We start from the raw sequence: 15,684 nt of genomic DNA, 5'->3' as shown, positions 1-15,684 counted from the left end.
TCCACCGGCCGACCTCAGAACCACTGCACCGTGATATTTTCGCAACAGCAATTCGGCGCGCTGTGCGGTATATCTCGAGTCAACGTAAAATTGCGGTGGGACAAAACATGAAATCTCTTTTGCTTGCTTGCGTATTCGGCCTTGCTGTCTGCGGCCCTGTTATGGCGGCCGATATCGTAGAACCGGCTGTGACAAGCGAATGGACATGGCAGGGCGCCTATGCCGGTGCCTTCGGAGCCGGAACGCTCGAGCACTATAACATCCGCGAGCCCGACATCGGCAGCGTGACGCACAACGTAGGCTCGCCGACGATCGGCGGTTTTGTCGGCTACAACTTCCAGTCGGGCAACATCGTCTACGGCGTTGAAGGCGAGTTGGGCTACCGGTTCAAGAAGGGCCACTTCCACGACGTGCCAGGCCCTGGCGACCTCGACGAGTCGCTCGGTCTCTTCGGCTCGCTCAAGGGCCGCGTGGGCATGGACCTGGGCGGATACCTGCCCTACCTGACGGCGGGTGTAACGGTGTCGGACTTGAAAACCGACGCGGTCGGCTTTGCGGAACGGGACGGAACGATCGTTGGCGGGATTGTCGGGGCCGGCATCGACGTGCCGCTGACCCACAACGTCTTCCTGCGCGGCGAGTACGACTTTTCCTTCTTCGGCAAGAAGAGCTTCGATTATTGCGGCGGCGGTTGCGTGCTGGAGCACAAGGTACAGGCTCACGACTTCCGCGTCGGCATCGGCCTGAAGTTCTAGCCGTAGCAAGCGAGTTGAGTTTAGAACGCCGGCATCGCCCGGCGTTCTTCGTTTTAACGGCCCGGGCTCAAGTGGCTTGGCCGTCGCGGCCGCTAATCGATCAGCTTCACAAGGCTCGCCGGACAACGTGAAATACGAATACACGGTCATCGACAATCGGATCGTGGTCGTGGACCTCGAAAGCTATACGATCGTCAAAGTTCTCGACTGACGGGTGCATCCTGGCGGGAGCGCCGCTCCGGTGCCCCGTCAGCGCAAGAGGACGGTTCTCAGCGAGCTGAAAACGTCAGAGAAGCGGGTCCTCGCGGGGATTGGAGAGCTCAAATCCACGCGCTTTGTTCAGCGATAGGTGCACGTTTCTGAAACCCACTTTCGCGAAAGTCGAGCAATTCCTGATACACCTCAAGGTGCCCGGCAAAATTGCGCGCCATGAACCGCACTAGCGCGGGGTTGTTCAGCAATTTGTCAATATAACCGGTAACGGCGATCAGGTTGAGCACTGTTGCGCCATGGGTGCTGGCGGCGCTCAGATATTCATGGCTGACCTTGGCCAGGTCAGTTTGCATGTCAGCCAAGCGCGTCGGGGAGATGCCCTCATATTGCTTTCTGGGCGCAAAAGGATCGGTGAGCTGCGCTCGTGGTGTGAGCGCGATCAACACTCTCGCCACTCGAAATTGCACCCGGTCCAACGCTAGCATGAGACGCACGATTTCAACCTGCCGGCTCGGGACGACCTCTCGCAACAAGGGGAAAATCTTCACGGGGGCGCCGAAATCGTTCAGGAGGTCGAGAGCCTCGAGACAGACACCGCCGACAAGCTGCGGCTCGGCTGTGAAGCACGACGGGCCGTGCTGTTCTTGAGAACGGGAATCGGGTCCGGTTGGCGAAACTTGCGCCAGGATCCAAGGCAGCGTTGCGAGATCATGCGCCTGCAGCAAGGCGCGGAACGCCGCGTTGGCCAGGATCTGACCGGTGGCATTGACGACGACTTGCAGTTGATGCCGCGCTGCGACGGCTTCTCTGATGAAATCCTGCATCCGATCGAATTGGCGTTTATAGGTCCGCAAGAATGCCGGGCCACGCAATGGATTCTGCGGCGCCTGCAAATTGCTCGTCAGACGGGCGGCATGCCGGTTGTTCTCGACGAAGCGACGAAGCTCGGCCTTGGTTACTGTCACGGGATCGCCGAAATCGATTCTCGTCTCGCCATCTCCACGACAGGATCGAGCGAAGCGAAGAGGAAGGCATCAAGGCGCACGCCGTTGTTTGCGTTGAGCATGCGAAGGGCGGATTGAGCTTCATGCGCGGGCGCAATGAGGAAGTCACGAACAGTTTGATGATCAGGCTCCATTCTGATCAAAATCGTCACATCTGGCCCAACGAGACCGCGGTTCCAAAATATCCAGCGTGGATAACCGGTGACGATAATCCGATAGCGCGCGATCCATATCGCGATGGAGAATTCGTCATTGACGCACAAAAGCTTTGTTTTGGGATCGTACAGTGCCGAACCACCAACCTTGTCGATGTTCGACATCAATTCCTCGACGACTTGCTGCCGGATCTGTTTGAGCCGGTTGCTGACATCGAGTTTCCGATAGTTCGCCGAGGCGTCGTATCCGATCAACTGGTAGGCGGCCTTCATGCTTCCAAATCGGTGCGCGTAAATGGAGGCTGAATGACAGAAGGGGGCGGCGTCAATGATTGGGCTCGACAGCTTCCCCCGCTCTTTCAGGAGCTTGGTCAGATCGGCAAGCAGCTCCTCATCGGGCCTGAGGTAAGCGCGCGCGCGCCTGATAGCTTGCGCACGATCGAAAAGCGCCCGGGTCACGAGCGGCTCGATGACAGCGTCGGCGCGAACAAATGCGCTTGGCGGATTTCTTACCCGGTCGTGCAGAAGCCTATGGGATATTCGATTCCAGACATTGTTGCCGATGTACTTCTCGCTCGTCAGTATCGTGCCCACGCATGCTTTGGTCCATGGTCGGCCGCGTTCAGTAACCAGGCCGCGAGCGTTCAATGCGGTCGCAATTTCGGCTTCCGTTTTTCCCTTCGTCACGAATTGATTGAACATCCACCGTACGGTGGAGACCTCCTCTTTTGGCCCCGGCACTAGAATGACGCGATCGCTTGCCAGCCCTTTTCGCTCGTTGCGATGAAGCATCGCCTTGGGATTTCCGGAGCCGTCAACAAGAAGGCGCCTGAAGCCATAGCCGGCGGGGCCACCGCCGCTGAAACCCAGTGCGACTATCCGGCTTTGACCGGCGAAGACCCTGTTCGACAGCATGCGGCTGTACTCCGCGGCCATGCTGCGTTTGATTGCCTTCAGGACGTCGGACCCGATGCTCCCATCGTTGACGAACAGCTCGGCGCAGAACTCGATCCGCACTCCGGCCATCTGGCACCGGTATTCATAGGTGGCGCTTTCATCGGTATTCTGGAAGCGCCCCCAACGGCTCACATCGTAGACAACGACGGTTTCGAAATCGGCTCGCCGGCTTTCCACATCTTCCAACAGCTGCTGCAAGCCTGGGCGTCCCACGAGGCTGAGGCCACTTCGCCCGGGATCCTCATAGGTCGCAACAATGTCATAACCCATGACCTTCGCATAATTGCGGATCGCATCTCTCTGGTTGTCGATCGAGTAGATCTGCCTGTCTGTGGACATGCGCAGATACTCGGCCGCACGGATCCTTGGCCTCCCGAGGGGGCCGGCGGGAGCCGTTGCAGACTTGTCCATCTTGCACCGTCGTGCGGGTGTTCTAAGCTAGGGGCCGGCCGCCGCGCGGCAAGAGGAAACGATGCGCCAGTACATCGGGTTGATCCACAAAGAAGACGCCAGCGATTACGGAGTGTCCTTTCCTGACTTCCCCGGCGTCGTTACCGCCGGCGCTAGCCTCGGCGAAGCGCGCGACTTGGCCGAACAGGCTCTCGCCTTTCATGTTGAGGGTCTGATTGATGATGGCGAGGCGATCCCAGAACCTAGCTCTCTTGAACAGATCATGGCTGACGCCGACAATCAGGAGCTCGCGACCATCATTGTTCCATTGAGGACCCGCTGAAGGGTTACTGCCGAGAGGGTCGCCTTTGCCGTTTGGCAACCATGGCCTTCAACCACCGGGAAACCCTGACTCATTTCGTGAGCAGGCTCCGCCGCCGTTCCGCCGCAATGCGAGCCCACTTCGGCCAGGTACGCCCCTGTTTTAGTTGGTCTTTGGGGCTTGAAGGAGTTCTGGAGATGATGATCAAGAAGGTTTTTGTGGCGGTGCTGATGACCGCGGCACTTGCCGGATGCGAGACCCAAACGGAGGGCCAGCAGCGTGCCACCACCGGCGCGCTGATCGGTGGCGCCGGCGGCGCACTGGTCGGCCAGGCAATCGGCGGCAACACCAAGTCGACGGTGATCGGCGCGGCGAGCGGCGCGCTGCTCGGCGCCGTCGTTGGCAGCGCCACGACCCCGCAGCGCCGCGGCGAGCAGCTCTGCCGCTATCGGGACCGCTACGGCCAGATCTACACCGCGCCCTGCGACGACCGGTATTACAACGGCGATTATTGATCCTTTGAGTGACTGGCTATGGGAGACGGCGTTTTCTGCGCCGGCTCCCCTCTTCCGTCATCCTTTTGTACGCTTCTCGATGTAAAATCGTCTCTGCGGCGGGCTGCAGAGGAGGTCGAGATGACGACGACCCTTGCCGGCGCGCTGAAGGACCGTGGCAAGCGCGCGGTGAAACGGCTGATCGGCTACGATTCCCGCAACTGGCTGCGCATTCGCCAGATCGAGGCTTTCACCGCCTTCCTCGAAGCAGCCAACCGCAAATCCCGCGACGTCATCGAAATCTCCCCCGGCTGGAACCGCTACTGGCGCGCGATGTGCCCAAACTACCGCTCGGTCGATTTCCCCGAGTTCGACATCTGCCGCGACCGCACCGACGAGCAATTTTCGATTGTCATTGCCGACCAGGTGCTCGAGCACGTGCAGCGGCCGCTCGCGGCCGCCGCCAACATCCATTCAATGACCAAACAGGGCGGCTGGGCAATGGTGGCGACACCGTTCCTGTTCCGGGTGCATGCACGCCCGCATGACTACAACCGCTGGACGCCGGCGGGATTGAAGCAGGTCATGATCGAGGGCGGCTTCGCAGAAGACGACGTGCAGGCCTTCGGCTGGGGCAACAAGGCCTGTGCGAGGGCGCATATCGGCGGGCCGGTGCGGGCCTACGGCCTGTGGCGGGATCTCAGCAACGACGAGGAATACCCGCTGATGGTGTGGGCATTCGCGAAAAAGCGCAGTTAGGCTCGGTCCGGGGAAGCCGATTTTGGGCCGGTGCCGGTCAGGCAGCTTGAAATGCTGACGATAGAAGCGGACGTATCGAGAATTGCCGAGAGCTACAGACAGATTTATATTAGTGGATCATATATTAGGGGACAATGGACGCGAGGGGCCGCTAGTGTACTCGGATGGCCGTCCTTTCCTTAGATTGATTGGGCCATTCGCGATTGAGCGCGCGGATGGCGCGGACGTTACGCCGCATGGCAGACGGTCCAAAGCGCTCTTGGCCATGCTTGCCCTGGCACCCAACGGTACGCGGAGCCGAAAATGGCTGCAAAGCAAGCTCTGGAGCACTCGCGGCGAGGAGCAGGGTGCGGCAAGCTTGCGGCAGGAACTGTCCGAGGTTCGGAAGTCGCTCCGCAACGCCGGCCTTGATCTAATCTCGACCGATCGTGATGTGGTTCGACTCGACGTCGCTTCGATCGGCATCGATTTGAAGGATCCGCCCGAAGGCTCTGCCACGCGTGATCTGCTTGAGGGCCTCGATATTCGCGACCCAGAGTTCGAGGATTGGCTTCGTGAGCAAAGAAGCCAATGGCCCCGACCTCGCACAGTGCCAGCAAACATCTGTCCTGTTGGCGCGGCAGATCCATTGTCCGGACAGCAAATCGCCTCACCTCTGAATTCGTCGCGGCTATGCTTGGGCCTAGTTCGCGATGTCAGGTGGACGGAGGGCTCCGCTAACAGGGCCGTCGGCGACCTTGTCCTGGATCTTGTGGTTCGATCGATCCTGAATTTCGAAGTGGTCGACGTCGTGGATTTTCAAGCGCAGGGACCGCTGACCCAAGCGCCTGGCACTGCGTTACCGGACTGGCTGTTGCAAACCAGGGCAACGGTGGTGGGCAACAGAGTGGGCCTGACATTTGGATTGATTGCGCCCGGTGACAGCCGGCTCCTGTGGTCGCATACGGATTTTCTCGAGCTTGCCGAGCTGACTGGCCCGGCGAGCCAGAAGCTGATGTCGCTGGTCAATCAGATCGTGTTTTCGATCCTCGAATTCGTTCTCAATCCTAAGTCCATCCGCGACGAGCCCCGACACCGGGCGTCTCGGCTTGCATTGACAGCGCTGCGACAGGTGTTCCGCATGCGCGATACGGACCTGGATTCGGCGGAGCGCATGCTCGCCGAAGCATATGAGCTCGACCCGCGCAGCACATATCTGGGGTGGCAGCTGTTTGTGTTTGTCACCCGCTTTGGCGAAAGACGGGTCGGCCGTTCGGGCACCTTTCACGATCAGGTTCGGGATTGCGCCAGTCGCGCCGTCGAAGCGGCCCCCTTCAATCCTATCACGCTGGCGTTGGCCGCTCATGCCCATTCGTTCGTCTTTCGTGAATACGCACAGGCACTGGAACTCGCCGATCGAGCGATAGCCGCTAACCCGCTGCAAGCCATTTGCTGGGACATGCGGGCCCTGACGCTCGGCTATCTCGGCGAGGTGAAGCGTGGATATGAGGATGCGATGCGCGCACGTGCACTGGGCGGGCCTCCCCTTTATCGTTACTGCATCGATACCACGTGCTGCATCTTGGCAACTCTGAACGGGCGCTTCGAGGAGGGGATACGTCACGGCGAGCGTGTCCTTGCGCAGCAACCTACATACCTACCCGCTTTGAGATACTCGGCTGCCTGCCACGGGCATCTGGGGCAGACTCTGGAAGCAGTTAGAACTGTCGAACGCCTGCGCGCCTCGGAGCCGGATTTCTCGCTCGAGCTGCTTTCGGACGAGAATTATCCAATTGCAGGCGTACTCGGAGTTTCGGTTATCCAGAGCGGGCTGTCGCGGATAACGCTGCCAAGGTACGCGCCCTAGCGTTGCGCACCGCACTTACGTCGAGGCCCCGACCACCAAGTCACGCGGATCGAACTTGCAAGCTTTAGTTGAGGGGTGGACATGATGTCGATAATTGATCTTAACAACAAGTTGTTTAACGCCCGCTTCCTGGTCAGAGGATCGGACATACGACAATATCCGTTGATATTGGGTGACGCAAAACCTGAAAAAGCTCTTGAAGAATACATCAAAAATAGAGGCGGCGAAAAACTGCATCCTTTCGTGGCCATGATGGCCAAGAGCAGCGTTCTGTCGATTCAAGATGAGCAGATCGTGATAACGATTTCTGATGACCCTGTGGAGGGTGTCATGCGCCTTTCGCCAGCCTTCCGGGCGGGGCCGAGCGCAGGTCGAGGTCGAGGCAGGGGCAGAGGGCGCGGACGAGGACGGGGACGCGGCAGAGGGCAGACGGCTTTCGAAACTGGCGAGGAGGCTTTGCCGGCGTGGCACGACAAGCGTGCCCTGCACACGATCGGACTAAGCGTCGCCAACAAATATCTCGGCGCGATCTGGGAGGACATTCTTATCGATCCCCCGCCCGGACCTTCAGAGAGCCTCAGGGAGACAGAAGCGCTTCTCGATCTGCAGAAGAGGAGGGAAGGTGACCCGGTGCGGCGCGAGGAGATCGTCCGCCAGGCATCGTTCGGGATTTTGGACTACACGGCACCGCTCGGAATAGACACTCTCGCGGGCTTCGAGGGGACATGCGCATTGATTGTTGCGATCCTCGAACTCACAGAGGAGATCGGGCTCAACTACAAAGATCGATTCAATCGGCCGCGGCCCAACATCATTGAGCAGAGGCTGCGGCCGGCGCTTCCGGTTCCTTCGCACGCTTCCTACCCGTCCAACCATTCATTTCAGTCATTTGCGGTGGCGAACGTTCTGCAACGCATGTTGCCCGAGCACGCAGGCGTAACCGCGCTTTATGCGCGCGCCCGCCGGGTGGCCGAGAACAGGGAATGGGCAGGGCTGCACTACGCCAGCGACACCGATGCCGGCGAGGAACTGGCTGCGCGCATTTCTCCGTACTTGGTGGACGCGATGGATGAAACGATCCGACGTGCCCAGAGCGAATGGTAGGAGGGTGCCATGACGGACGACATCAAGAAGGGCGAAGGCCATCTCTGTTATGACTGGTATCACTACCTCTGGCACCTGATCGCAATCGGCGCCTTACGCGATCGTCCGCGCATCCCTGAAACGCGGTTGCCGCACGAGGCCGCATACCTGCTGGAGGCCGACGCCTGGGATTTGTTGGCTACTGACAAGCCCGGTTACGGCGAGGTCATTGCCCAGATTGATACGGGGGTGAACTCAAGCCATCCCAATCTCGACCCTCGTATCCGTCCTGCGGTCAGCTTCGCCGCTCACCCATTCGGGTTGAGTTACGTCACACCCAAGCAGCAACCGGCCGTCTTGCGAGGGCCGGAAAAACAGCAGAGCAAGAGCTTTGTGGGCGACGATACCTGGGCATGGGCGGCAGGCCTGATCGAATCGAGAAACAATGCGCAGGAAGCCGAGGTTCAGAAATCGCTGCTTCGAGCACTGAAAGATGGGCGCGGCGTAATTCAGGAGACTGCTGAGACCTCGCGTATGCGCTACTCAGCGCACGGGACCGCCTGCGCCGGGCTGATGGTCGGCGCCCCTGAGGCCTCGCCTGCGAAGTTGAGGCAATTTGGCAACGGTGAAGGCGCGATACCTTATTGGGGCGCCGCCCCAGGCGCTGAACTCCTGCCGATCGAGATTTCCGCACGGCCCGACGCAGCGCAGCTCATTCTGGCGTTCCTCTATGCCCGCGACCAGAAGGTTTCAGTCATACACTTTCCCCGGGAAGTACCCGATCCATGGCGAGCGCACCGTTCCTATCCTGGATATGGCGACAGCAGATATACTTCGGTCGAACAGGCAAAGCCAATTTGGGATTATTTCGAGAAGCTTTTCGAGGCGATCAGCGAGGAAATCCCCATCATCTGCGCAGCCGGCAACGATGGCTACGACCATCTGATTTACCCGGCGAGCAAGGCCGGCGAAAGCAACGGCGTGATTGCGGTAGCGGCCGTCACTTATCGGGCGAGACGTTCAGCATATTCCAACTACAGCGGCGATCCGACCGACAATTCCGTCACCATTTCCGCGCCATCCGACGACCAGGAGGTGTGCACGCGCTGCCAAATACGACTGGACAGGGAGTCGCCGCGTTCACGTGACCACAATTTCGATATCTATGAGAAGCTCCCCCAGGTTGAATACGCGCCGCAGGGTGTGCTCACCACCGACATCCCGGGCTACCACGGCTATTCCGGCGGACAGTTGGAAGGGATCCAGCCACCGAGCGTCGAAAGCAGAGACCGCGCCGGGCTGTACACGGTGTTTGGCGGAACATCTGCCGCCTCAGCCATCGTCGCGGGAGCAGCCGCTTTGTTGCAGTCGAAACATCGCTCCACGGGTAGGCCGCTCAACGGCATAGAAGTTAAGGCGAAGATGATCCAGTCGGGCGCAAAGGAGGTTTCATGGCCTTGGCTTGAAAAAGCTAACGTTCCGATTCTACCAGATAGCCCTAATTGCGAGAGAAGGGTGCCTTCGTTCGATCAGCAGTTTGGAGCGGGGCTGCTTGACCTCCGTAAGTTGTTGAGCTGAGGGTCCCGCCGAATTTGACTAAAAAGGTCGCCTGCAAGCCGCTAAAGCCGGCCTGAATGGATTTCTGACGTAATTCTGACGTGCCCCCCACGGCAGGCTTACGATCCGCCTACGCCGTCCAGTCATATTCGAGCGACGTTTGAAATCGCTCGGGGCCGGACTCCAATGCATCCGATCACTGCCTATACGAATTCACAGACTGACCGCGTGCTCCCGTCATTCGGCATCGGTGAAACGAAATTCCAGCGCGCCATCGCCACCATCATGTTTACCGACGTGGAGGACTCGACCGGCTTGGCGAACGCGCTTGGCCTGGTCGAAACCACGCGGTTCATGATCGAGCACTTCGCCTTGACCCGCCAGGTCGTGGTGGCCCATGGGGGGACCGTTCAAAACTTTACCGGCGACGGCGTGCTAGCGCTCTGGCCGGGGAGCGAAATGACGCCTAGCGAAACGGCGCTAAAGGCGCTGGCCGCCGTCGCGGAACTGGTACCGCAAATCTCGCTCGGCAACGCTTGGAAGCGTTCTACGGGTTCCCTGTCCCGCCGCATCAGGATCGGCTTACACTCCGGCGAGGTGATGTTCATCAACGATCGCCAGTGGGATTTCTCTTTTCTGGTCGGTTCGGAGGTAAATTTCGCCCGCCGCGTCGAGCAGGCTGGCAAGAGGGAGAATGGTGCAGGCGTCGACGCGCTGGTGATGGTCAGCGGTGCGACCCTCCACCTTGCTGGCCTGGCGACTGCGTCGATCGACCCCTACGAGGTTGTGCGGCTAACCCCCGCCGAACTGGCTCATCGCCAATCGCTCGACTGTCGTCGACCGTGTTCGCGAAGCAGAACTATGGCGCGTGCAAATGTCGGCCTTTGAGGAGTTAGCTGACGTTGAACCCTACTTCAGCCAAATGGCGGCTCGTGGCGCACTTGCGACCTCCAGCGCAGTCGCCGGCAATGTCCGCTTTAAGGCAGTGACACCGCAACTTTAATGACCGAGATGCGGCGCAAAGCCGCCGTGGCTGAGGGTGGCTCAACGTTCAACAGGCTACCGGTATTTCAGCCTCAAGCGCTGGAACGATCCCGTTGGCGTAGAGAATGATGGCATCGTCGAACTCGCCGCTCGAAGGATCACCCGTACGGCTGAACGCCACGACGCCGGCCGAACAGTCCGCCAGTTTCTCTGCCAGTCGCAAAGCATGCTCGATGTCCTGGACTTCCACCGCCGCTCCAGCGGTGATCGCTCCCTTGGGCGTGAAATCGAATCTCTGAACCACAAAATACGTCAGCACATGCCGCCTCCTTAGCCGCGTCAATCTGACTCGGCTACCGGAACAAAACAAGTACAAACGCAGTGGGTCGGTGCGACAAATCCACAGCCCAAGGCTGCAGAACGAACCTACTAGGCTTGACAAGGTAGGTAGGTAATACCTACCATTGCAATGTGACCGAATGGAGGCGGACCGTGACATCAGTTTCTGAAGCGCAGCAGTCCCGCGATCTTTCCGCTCGGCCCGTAGAGCATCAGCACTGCCGCGCAGGCGAGGTCTTCGCTTTTGCCCTCCCAAGCCCGGACGGTTTCTTTGACCTTGCTCCGAATGACCGCGGCAACCGTCGGGTCGTCGAGCTTGACGTCCTCGGCGGCCAGCATCAGCGCCATGGCGCCTTCGTTGATTTCCAGTTTCGGACAGATCCTGGTGCCGGCGATCGCCTGCCCGACATGGGACATAATCGCCATTTGCCCATCGCTGTAGGCAAAGGCTGGCCCCGGTATGACGAACAGCGAGACGACAGCTCGCACCGACTTTCTCATCCGATACCCCCTGCCCGTAGCGCACGGTTTGAACGCTATCACAAGGATGAAGCCATCGCGAAGCGGCTCGCTGCTATTGCCTTCATTGCCGCCACCCTGTTCTGCGCCGCTGTCACCGTTGGCGCCCTCTGATTTCCGTCCAAGGAGACCCGTCTTGCTCGATAAAGTTCAACGTTCATCGCAAACCCTCCGCGAGTTTCCGGAAGCCGGGTTCGACACCCATCCGCGCTGCTTGGAAATGTCAGAGGCTATGCGCGATCTGTTTGCTGTTGGCGGCGGCGTCCGGCTTGAGGACTTGATCGGGGCCGGCTTCACCAGCGCCGAAATCATCGAATTTCAGGACAGCGCCGCACGTCTGGCTTTGCTCGCCAGCACCAAGCAGATCACCATTCGCCCGGATCTGCTTGCGGACATGATTGAGAAGGCCCGGCACGCCGCGCCCAATCGGCCACCGCTGCCCGGCGACGCGCAGCCTACACAGAGCCTCATCCTGGCCTGGGGCCAGTATTGTGCGGCTCACGGCGCCCTGCTGCTCGACCCCTGGTCGGGTCAACGCGAACGCTGCATTTCGGTGCTGTCGGGCTACCTCGACCGGCTGCCGATCTTCCCGGCCATTCGCTCGAGCGTTATCAACGCCGTCGAAGCAGCCATGCCGCAGGTGCACCAATGAGGCCCGCCAGCAAGGCGCTTGGCGGCAGACCCGCCATGATCCCAACGTTCAAGCCGGATGGGTCGGCCTTCGACCTCCTCGAACCGAAGGCGTCCGACATCAGCTTCGCCGATATGGCCAACACGCTGTCCAAGCTCGCGCGGTTCAATGGTCTCTATCGCTGCCCGGCCTACTCCGTGGCGCAGCATTGCGTGATGGGTGCCGACGCGCTGTTCCGCGAAACCGGCGACGGCTTGGCCGCCGGCTATTTCCTTCTTCATGACGGGCATGAATACGCGCTCGGCGACATCACCAGGCCGGCAGTCGATCTGATCCAGCATCACATCTGCCGACTGGCGAGCGACGCGGGATTGGCTGCAGATTTCATCGACCAGCTCGCCCACCGCGCGATCGCGTCGGCCAAGCGCAGCATCGACCTTGCGATCTACCAGGCGGCTGAATTGCCCAATATCGACACCGTGCCGGCCTATGGCCGTCAGATCCGCGACATGGATAATCGCATGCTGGTTGCCGAGGCCGCGGCCCTGTTCGGAACCAGGCCGAACAGCGCTTGTCTGCCGCGCGTTTCGCTGCCTCCGCCAAAGCTTGTCGGCGCGATCGAACCGTGGGGCGCGATGAAAGCAGAGCATGCCTTCATCGACCGCCTGCAGCGCTATCTCGGCATCGGGGCGCGGGCGTGCTGAACGTGCAGTTTTCGCCATGAACACCAGCGGCAACGGCACTCCATGAACGGGTCCGATGAGTACACGGAAAACGCGCCGCTGCGGCTGGACATCGCGGCCCGGATTGCTTTCCCTGATGGCTCGATGGGCCCAGCCGGCTTGCGCAAGGAGCGCGACCGCGGGCGGCTAGAGACGGAAATCATCGCCGGCAAGGAATACACCACACTCGCAGCAATCGGGAGAATGAGGAAGCTATGCCGCGTCCAAGCAAGGGAATTAGACTCGTCTGGCGGTCCGAGAGCCGAAAGGCCGACGGCAGCTTGCGCAGCAAGGCCGGCTGGTACATCGAGGACGCCGGAAGACGACATCCCACTGGCTGCGGCAAGAGCGAGCTTGTTGAAGCTCAAAGGCAGCTCGCCGACTATATCGGCGAAAAACATCAGCCAACGCGCCAGCGCAACCGCGACCCGGACCAAGTAAAGATCGCGGACGTCATCAATGTCTATGCCGAGGACGTCGTCGCGCTCAATCCGTCGCAGAGCTATCGCAAGGAAACGGCCGCGCGGCTGCTCGCCATTCTGACTTTCTTCACAGGCACGGTCGCCGACATCTCAGGCGCACTCTGCCGCGAATATGTCAACGGCCCGGCCAAGAAGGGCCGGATCCTGCCGACGCCGGCGATGGCACGCCGGCAGCTGGAGGACCTGCGCGCGGCCATCAACCACTATCACGCCGAAAAATACATCACGGCCGTGCCGAAGATCGTGTTGCCGGCGCGCTCCGAGAAGGCCAAGCGCGCGCTGACGCGATCTGAGGCGGCGAGGCTGCTCTGGGCAGCCTGGCAGATGCGGCAGACCTGGAAGGGGCAAGAGAGCGATCGCCGGACCGGCCGGCACGTGGCGCGCTTCATCCTGACCGGGCTCTACACCGGCACGCGATCCGCCGCCATCTGCGGGGCCGCGACACGGCCGACAGTGGGGCGCGGCTTCGTCGACCTTGAGCGCGGCGTCTTCTTCAGGCGAGCCGCCGACATGGTCGAGACCAGGAAGCGACAGCCGCCGGTCAGGCTGCCGGACCGGCTGCTGGCGCACATGCGCCGCTGGGCGCGCACCCCGGTTGACATCAAGACCAAGGGACGCGGCAAAAGCCGCACGATCGGCCGCATGATCGCGCACGATTTCATCGTCGAATGGGAAGGCGGGCCGGTTCGATCGGTGCGCAAGGCGTTCAAGTCAGCCTGCGAGAGCGCTGGCCTCGGCTGGTACGAGGCGCGGATCGTCAAGGGCGTCGAGACGCAAGTGTTCGTCACCGACGTCACCCCGCACACGCTGCGCCATACAGCTGCGACCTGGCTGATGCAGAACGGCGTCGAGCTTTCCAAGGCAGCCGACTTCTGCGGCATGACGGAAGCCGTGCTGCGCAAGCACTACTACCACCATCACCCCGATTTCCAGGCCGACGCCGCCGCGGCGATCACCGCCAAGGCGCCGGCGCCGCGCCAGAAGAGCAACATCGTCCGATCGGGCGTCTCCCACCTGAAACCCACCTGAAACCCCGGAAACAAACGTGAACAAAGGCCCCAAAAACGGCCGATCATTAATCGCAAAAGCCCGGAATTCCGGGCTTCTTCTGGCAAGACAGCTTGTTCGGGACGATGGGGTCGCAGGTTCAAATCCTGCCACTCCGACCAGAACGAAATCTCCCGAAAGTCTTTAGTTTCCCTGATTATTCAAACCTTTCGGCTTCGCGCAGAGAACCGTATCGCTGCGTGATGCTTCAAGACGCGACGCGCTTGCCGCATATCAATGCTCAAGCCGAACTGATGATCGCCTACGGCGCCAGGAAGGAAGGGCTTGCCGTCGCGCGCACCGGCTCGGAACGAGCATAACCGTCACGCCTGATGCCGCCATGGTCGATCAGGCGAGCGATCACGGCGCGCCGTGCGTGATACGGCGTCAGCGTGTGGTCGGCATTCGGCAGCGAGACCCTGGTCACGCCGCGAATGCTATCGAGCCGCTCTTCCTCCGAGCCAAAATGGCGGGCGATCTCCTTGAGGCTCAGATCGCCTTCCGAGGTTACGAGGAGGACCCGCACGCCGCGGCCGCATAGGTCGCGCATCCAGCGTTCCACCCGCCGCTGTCCAAGCAGCGCGGCCGGATGCAGCATCGACAATGTGGACTTGATCGCCTCCAGCCCGCGCCGGATGATCAGCCGGGCGCATCGCGAAACGATCCCGCGCCATGCGGGGGCGGCCGGCTCGCGGCTCTCCTGCATGGCGCCAGCGTTCTGCCCGAGCACGGCCTTGGAGGTCTCGTAAGTCTTCCAGACCGCCATCTCCAGCGCGTAGGAACTGTTCCAGGCGAAGCAGAGCGGGTTGATCATGGTCAGCATCCGTACCCGCCGATCGGCTCGCGCGGCGTGAAAAGCCTGAAACGCGCCGGCGCAGGTGCCGACCAGGCCGACCCCGGGGTAGCCGGCTCGCTCCATCCAGTTGATCGCACGACTTACATCATGGCGCGTGCGCCGGTCATAAAGGAACAGGCGCCCTTCCTCGGTCGGATCGCTGAGGCCAAGTCCGGGCAGGTCGACGCGCAGCGAGGCTACGCCTTCCGCCGCCAGGGCTCGCGCCGCTTCCACCGTGCCGCGCGCCCAGCCGACATGCGGCACGCCACCGGCATTGAGGAAGATCACCGGCTCGGCCTCGGTCTGGCGTTCGCGCGGTCGGCAAAGCACACCGCAGATCATCGGCGCCGGTCCGATCAGCACCGGGCTTTCCGTGTAATGCGGACCGTCCAGGATCTGCGACACATCGCGCGGCATGGCCTTTCCCGCTGCCGCTTCGCCGGGCTGGTCGGCGATCCAGGCGGCGCAGCGATCGAGAGCGGCGGCCGGAATCCGGTTGGCGGTCGGGTCGCACATCAAGAGAGGATAGCCATCGAACTCGGCCGTCGCGATCTCCGCAGCGCCCGCCGTGTCGCCGCCGACCTCTTCGG

15 protein-coding genes and 1 pseudogene are annotated in these 15,684 nt (G+C 61.1%); 11 read left to right on the top strand and 5 right to left on the bottom strand.

Annotation, left to right across the window (positions count from 1 at the left end; all coding sequences use genetic code 11):
- The first annotated feature begins 161 nt into the window (after positions 1-161).
- On the top strand, positions 162-755 hold the full coding sequence (locus EOA75_RS01985) for an outer membrane beta-barrel protein (RefSeq protein ID WP_164747240.1): 594 nt from the start codon (positions 162-164) through the stop codon (positions 753-755).
- Positions 756-1,075: 320 nt separating this feature from the next.
- Here EOA75_RS01985 and EOA75_RS01975 read toward each other — a convergent pair whose 3' ends face one another.
- Both EOA75_RS01975 and EOA75_RS01970 read right to left on the bottom strand, forming a co-directional pair.
- On the bottom strand, positions 1,076-1,933 hold the full coding sequence (locus EOA75_RS01975) for a plasmid partitioning protein RepB C-terminal domain-containing protein (RefSeq protein WP_127323473.1): 858 nt from the start codon (positions 1,931-1,933) through the stop codon (positions 1,076-1,078).
- Positions 1,930-3,495, bottom strand: a complete 1,566-nt coding sequence (locus tag EOA75_RS01970; RefSeq protein ID WP_245466537.1) for a recombinase family protein — start codon at positions 3,493-3,495, stop codon at positions 1,930-1,932. Before EOA75_RS01970 ends, EOA75_RS01975 begins: the two co-directional genes overlap by 4 nt.
- A 61-nt stretch (positions 3,496-3,556) precedes the next feature.
- Between EOA75_RS01970 and EOA75_RS01965 the strand changes: the two are divergent.
- From EOA75_RS01965 to EOA75_RS01935, 7 genes and pseudogenes are all read left to right on the top strand, one after another.
- Positions 3,557-3,811 (top strand): annotated as a pseudogene (locus EOA75_RS01965) (type II toxin-antitoxin system HicB family antitoxin); the annotation flags it as partial.
- Between the two features lie 182 nt (positions 3,812-3,993).
- The gene (locus tag EOA75_RS01960) at positions 3,994-4,311 is read left to right on the top strand and encodes a YMGG-like glycine zipper-containing protein (protein ID WP_127246343.1); all 318 of its coding nucleotides are present in this window, start codon (positions 3,994-3,996) and stop codon (positions 4,309-4,311) included.
- A gap of 120 nt (positions 4,312-4,431) precedes the next feature.
- Positions 4,432-5,049: a methyltransferase domain-containing protein gene (locus tag EOA75_RS01955; protein WP_127323472.1), complete on the top strand. Its 618-nt coding sequence runs from the start codon at positions 4,432-4,434 to the stop codon at positions 5,047-5,049.
- Positions 5,050-5,308: 259 nt separating this feature from the next.
- The gene (locus EOA75_RS01950) at positions 5,309-6,895 is read left to right on the top strand and encodes a hypothetical protein (protein WP_127323471.1); all 1,587 of its coding nucleotides are present in this window, start codon (positions 5,309-5,311) and stop codon (positions 6,893-6,895) included.
- Between the two features lie 81 nt (positions 6,896-6,976).
- A complete protein-coding gene (locus tag EOA75_RS01945) occupies positions 6,977-7,999 on the top strand; it encodes a phosphatase PAP2 family protein (RefSeq protein WP_127323470.1) in 1,023 nt (340 codons plus the stop codon).
- Between the two features lie 9 nt (positions 8,000-8,008).
- The gene (locus EOA75_RS01940; protein WP_127323469.1) at positions 8,009-9,556 is read left to right on the top strand and encodes a S8 family serine peptidase; all 1,548 of its coding nucleotides are present in this window, start codon (positions 8,009-8,011) and stop codon (positions 9,554-9,556) included.
- A gap of 165 nt (positions 9,557-9,721) precedes the next feature.
- Entirely contained in the window at positions 9,722-10,423 is a 702-nt protein-coding gene (locus EOA75_RS01935; RefSeq protein ID WP_095800229.1) for an adenylate/guanylate cyclase domain-containing protein, read from the top strand.
- Positions 10,424-10,586: 163 nt separating this feature from the next.
- On the opposite strand, the gene EOA75_RS01930 is transcribed toward EOA75_RS01935, so the two are convergent.
- Both EOA75_RS01930 and EOA75_RS01925 read right to left on the bottom strand, forming a co-directional pair.
- The gene (locus tag EOA75_RS01930; RefSeq protein WP_127323468.1) at positions 10,587-10,838 is read right to left on the bottom strand and encodes a hypothetical protein; all 252 of its coding nucleotides are present in this window, start codon (positions 10,836-10,838) and stop codon (positions 10,587-10,589) included.
- Between the two features lie 179 nt (positions 10,839-11,017).
- On the bottom strand, positions 11,018-11,359 hold the full coding sequence (locus EOA75_RS01925) for a hypothetical protein (protein ID WP_127323467.1): 342 nt from the start codon (positions 11,357-11,359) through the stop codon (positions 11,018-11,020).
- Positions 11,360-11,513: 154 nt separating this feature from the next.
- On the opposite strand from EOA75_RS01925, the gene EOA75_RS01920 reads away from it, so the two are divergent.
- From EOA75_RS01920 to EOA75_RS01910, 3 genes are all read left to right on the top strand, one after another.
- Positions 11,514-12,029, top strand: a complete 516-nt coding sequence (locus EOA75_RS01920) for a hypothetical protein (RefSeq protein WP_127323466.1) — start codon at positions 11,514-11,516, stop codon at positions 12,027-12,029.
- A 35-nt stretch (positions 12,030-12,064) separates the two neighbouring features.
- Positions 12,065-12,712 (top strand): hypothetical protein, encoded by a 648-nt coding sequence (locus tag EOA75_RS01915; protein WP_127323465.1) that lies wholly within the window; start codon positions 12,065-12,067, stop codon positions 12,710-12,712.
- Positions 12,713-12,945: 233 nt separating this feature from the next.
- Positions 12,946-14,241 carry a tyrosine-type recombinase/integrase gene (locus tag EOA75_RS01910; protein WP_127323464.1) on the top strand — a complete coding sequence of 432 codons (1,296 nt, stop codon included), beginning with the start codon at positions 12,946-12,948 and terminating at the stop codon, positions 14,239-14,241.
- Positions 14,242-14,521: 280 nt separating this feature from the next.
- Here EOA75_RS01910 and EOA75_RS01905 read toward each other — a convergent pair.
- Positions 14,522-15,684, bottom strand: a 1,163-nt coding sequence (locus tag EOA75_RS01905) for an alpha/beta fold hydrolase (RefSeq protein WP_127323463.1), incomplete at its 5' end; no start/stop codon positions are given.

This window comes from Mesorhizobium sp. M1A.F.Ca.IN.022.07.1.1 (genome assembly GCF_003997575.1).
In the GTDB taxonomy this organism is placed as follows: domain Bacteria; phylum Pseudomonadota; class Alphaproteobacteria; order Rhizobiales; family Rhizobiaceae; genus Mesorhizobium.
This window is presented reverse-complemented; position numbering and strand designations above follow the sequence as displayed.

Coding starts and splice junctions, on each gene's coding strand:
- EOA75_RS01935 (WP_095800229.1), top strand. CDS start 9,722: ATGCATCCGATCACTGCCTATACGAATTCACAGACTGACCGCGTGCTC.
- EOA75_RS01915 (WP_127323465.1), top strand. CDS start 12,065: ATGATCCCAACGTTCAAGCCGGATGGGTCGGCCTTCGACCTCCTCGAA.
- EOA75_RS01910 (WP_127323464.1), top strand. CDS start 12,946: ATGCCGCGTCCAAGCAAGGGAATTAGACTCGTCTGGCGGTCCGAGAGC.
- EOA75_RS01945 (WP_127323470.1), top strand. CDS start 6,977: ATGATGTCGATAATTGATCTTAACAACAAGTTGTTTAACGCCCGCTTC.
- EOA75_RS01955 (WP_127323472.1), top strand. CDS start 4,432: ATGACGACGACCCTTGCCGGCGCGCTGAAGGACCGTGGCAAGCGCGCG.
- EOA75_RS01925 (WP_127323467.1), bottom strand. CDS start 11,359: ATGAGAAAGTCGGTGCGAGCTGTCGTCTCGCTGTTCGTCATACCGGGG.
- EOA75_RS01985 (WP_164747240.1), top strand. CDS start 162: ATGGCGGCCGATATCGTAGAACCGGCTGTGACAAGCGAATGGACATGG.
- EOA75_RS01940 (WP_127323469.1), top strand. CDS start 8,009: ATGACGGACGACATCAAGAAGGGCGAAGGCCATCTCTGTTATGACTGG.
- EOA75_RS01960 (WP_127246343.1), top strand. CDS start 3,994: ATGATGATCAAGAAGGTTTTTGTGGCGGTGCTGATGACCGCGGCACTT.
- EOA75_RS01970 (WP_245466537.1), bottom strand. CDS start 3,495: ATGGACAAGTCTGCAACGGCTCCCGCCGGCCCCCTCGGGAGGCCAAGG.